This window comes from Streptomyces sp. NPDC006476 (assembly GCF_040612015.1).
GTDB lineage: Bacteria > Actinomycetota > Actinomycetes > Streptomycetales > Streptomycetaceae > Streptomyces > Streptomyces griseorubiginosus_B.
In genome coordinates this window covers 1-3,494 of record NZ_JBEXPK010000217.1, presented here as the reverse complement: position 1 = coordinate 3,494, position 3,494 = coordinate 1, and the positions used below count along the sequence as shown (strand labels likewise).

General features: G+C 69.8%; 2 protein-coding genes. Both read left to right on the top strand.

The genetic code is table 11. The features are described from left to right. Positions 1–670: 670 nt before the first annotated feature. Positions 671–892, top strand: a complete 222-nt coding sequence (locus tag ABZZ74_RS53100) for a hypothetical protein (RefSeq protein ID WP_356951302.1) — start codon at positions 671–673, stop codon at positions 890–892. After that, positions 889–3,336: a substrate-binding domain-containing protein gene (locus ABZZ74_RS53095; protein WP_356951301.1), complete on the top strand. Its 2,448-nt coding sequence runs from the start codon at positions 889–891 to the stop codon at positions 3,334–3,336. Before ABZZ74_RS53100 ends, ABZZ74_RS53095 begins: the two co-directional genes overlap by 4 nt. The last annotated feature ends 158 nt before the right edge of the window (positions 3,337–3,494 follow it).

Below are 3,494 nucleotides of genomic sequence, written 5' to 3'. Positions count from 1 at the left end.
CTGGTCGCCGAAGCGGCCATCGACCGCGTCCGCGACAAGTTCGGAGCCGGCGTCATCGGCCCCGCCGCCGTCTTCCGCCGCGCCTCATGACCCGGTCTGCCGGCCGTGGAGGCAAGCCGTGATCCTCAACCCGCCCAGCCTGGGTGCTGCCCACCCGGCGGGGCATCGCGCCGGGCACCGTACGGGCGTGTATGGCGGGCCGGCCCTCCGTTGCAGCGGGGGGCCGGCCTTGTTGCCGCGGTGTCCGGACCTGGGGGACGTCCGCTGGGGCCGATCCCACTTGGGCGGGATCGTTTGCCAGTGTGGCCCGCTGGTGTGCGGATAGGGGCGTGGACTTTGTTGCGGACCGTATTCCGCAACAATGCACTTTCACCCTGACCTGCTAAAACAGCGTGTGGCGCGGCGCGTGAGGGAGGCGGCGCTGGTCCGGCCGGCCGGACTGTCGGGGCGTGGGGTGGTGGTCTTGTTGCGGCCAAGCAGCCGGTGCGGGCCAGTTGTTGCGAACTGCCCCGTTGTGTTGCTGATGGTGAGTTAACTGTGGTGCTGCGGCTGCTGTTTGGCGAAGCCTTGTGGCAGCCGCCGAGGCCGCGGTGGGGAGTTGCAGCTTCCCGCCGCTGACAGTGCCTCGGGCTGGAGACAGCCATAGTTCCGGACCGTGGGGGAGTTCATCATGAGCAACACACAGCACCCTGCCGCACCCGTGTGCGGTGCCGTACCGCCGAGCTGGCGGATGGGCGCGTTCGCCTTCATCCAGATCGTCATCGTCGTCCTGGTCATGGCCGGCTGCCCGGTGCAGACAGCGCTGGGCTGCGCGGCCGGCGGCGGCATGGCCGCCGCGCACGTCGTGCGCGCCCTGTTCGGCCTGCCCCTGACGGCGGGGGAGGGGCGATGAGCCCGGCGGGCCGCAGGCCCACCGACCACGACCCGGCCACCGGCCCGCTGTCCGCGCTGGCCTGGGCCCTGACCGCCCGGCGCAACGCACAAGGCCTCAGCCTGGAGCAGCTCGCCTCCGCTACCAGCTACGACAAGACCACCCTGTCCCGGGTGACGAACGCGACCACGCTGCCCAGCGAGGGCCCCTACGAGGCCTTTGCCCGGGGCTGCGGACTGGATGTCCAGGAGTGGAAGCAGCTCCGCCTGCTCGCGGGCCACGCCGCCGCCGAGCTCGGCCCGCAGGCCCTGCGGCGCTTCGCCGATGCGCTCGTATCCGCCTGCACCGTGCTGCCGCAGGCGAGCCGGCAGCAGCTGGGGGAAGCAGACGGGCTGGTCACCGCGTGGAACGCTGCGCTCGTCCCCGCGCAGGACCTCCTGTACGAGCGGGAAGAAGACCCGACGCCGAGCATGGAGCACGGCCAACAGTGCGAGGGCCTTGCTGCCGGGGCCTCGGCCACGGCTGCGAGCTCGGCCTCGGTACCCGGCTCGGATGAGAGTCTGCCTCCCGACCCGGGCCGGCATCCGGTCCCGGGCGCGAGGAAGGGGAGGGCGCCCGATTCCACACCTGGGAACATGTCGGGGCAGACGGCCTCGATGTCGTGGTACCGGCGCCGCTCGACCCGTCTGGCTGGCGTCGCGCTGGCCGCGGCCGCCGTGGTGGTGGGTGTGTTCGTTCCTGGCTGCAGTCACCATCCGCAGTCGGGACTGGCGGGCTGCTCCAAGCCGACGCAGACGCTGCGGGTGGCGGCGTCGACCGACAAGGCCGCCATCGTCCACGACGTGGCCGACGCCTACGGCCCGCACGTCAGTCACGGCCAGTGCGTGCGGGTCGCCGTCGACGGTGTCGACTCCGGCACGGCGATGCGGGCGCTGGCCGACGGCTGGAACACGGCCGTCGATGGCCCGCGTCCGGACGTGTGGTCGCCCGCCTCGCACATCTGGCTGCAGATGGCCCGCGCGCGGGCGAAGAAGAACCACCGTCCGCGGGAGCTCGAACAGCTGCCTGCGTCGCTGCCGACGGGCTCTTCCCTCGTCGTCAGCCCGCTGACCATCGCCATGCCGGAGCCTGCCGCGCGGAAGCTGGGCTGGCCGAAGGCGACAATCAGCTGGCAGGACCTGGCGGCGATGGCCGCCCGCCCCGGGTTCAAGCTGGGCAAGACCAACCCCGAGTACTCCACCTCCGGGCTGAACGCCACCTTCGCCTCGTTCTACGCGCAGACCGGCACCAGCAGCGAACTGACCACCACCAACCTGCACGACCCCACCCTGCAAAAGAAGGTCGCCCGGATGGAGACGTCGGTGGTGCACTACGGCGACACCACCCTGACCTACCTGGCCAACCTGCGCCGCTTCGACGACGCCGGCCAGGCCTCCGCCTACCTCTCAGCGGTCACCGTCGAGGAGAACAGCGTCGTCGCCTACAACCTCGGCTACCCCTGCGGCAGCCGCTCCAGCGAGCCCGGCTGCGAGAAGACCACCCCGCCGCACACGAAACTGCTGGCCTTCCACCCCGTCGATGACGGCATCGGCACCATCTACTCCGACCACCCCTACATCCCCCTGCAGCACCTGACCCCCGCCAAGAAGACCATCGCCACCAGCTTCCGCGCCTTCCTCGACACGAAGACAGCCCAGACGAAATTCGCCGACCTGGGCTTTCGCACCCCCACCGGAGGTCTGACCCCGCACATCACTGCCGGCAACGGCATCCCCGGCGAGCGGCTGCCGGCCCCGCTCGGCCAGCCCACCGACGACGTCCTGACCGACCTGCCCGCCGTCTGGCGCGAGTTGCGCAAGCCCGCCAACGTCCTTCTGCTGATCGACACCTCGGGCTCGATGGACTTCAACGCGCAGGGCAAACAGCGCGTCGTCCCCACCGAGAAGAGCAAACTCGACCTGGTCAAAGACGCCCAGGGCGCCCTCCTCGACGGCTTCACGCCCGCCGACAAGGTCGGCCTGTGGCACTTCTCCGACCATCACACCGTCGACGACCCCATCGCCCCCATGGACAGCAAGAAGCCGGATGGAACGTCTCAACGCGAGCATCTCGCGACCGATATCGGTCACCTCCACAAGGACGCCGGGACCGCCCTGTATGCCACCGTCGACGACGGCGTCGACGCCCTGCGCCACCACTACGACCCCCACGCCATCAACGCCGTCGTCGTCCTGACCGACGGCTGCGACCAGACCCGCACCCCCGGACCCGGCCTCGAGCAACTCACCACCACCCTCGCCGACCCCAACCAGCCCCCCATCCGCGTCTTCCCCATCGCCTACGGCCAAGACGCCTGCCGGCCCCAGCTCAAAGCCACAGCAGACGCCAGCCACGCCCACGCCTACAACGCACAAGACCCCAACACCATCGACAACGTCCTGACCAACGTCATCTCCAACTTCTGAGCTTGGTTTTTAACCTCGGGTGTCACCCGACCTGCTGATCTGCGGTTCTTCCCGGGACAGCCGAGGCGGCCGTTCTCCACGCTTCGAGATGTTGAGTAACGAAGTGCGAGAGAACGGCCGCTGTGTATGAGTCTCCCAGTCCCTGGGTCCGCCAGTGA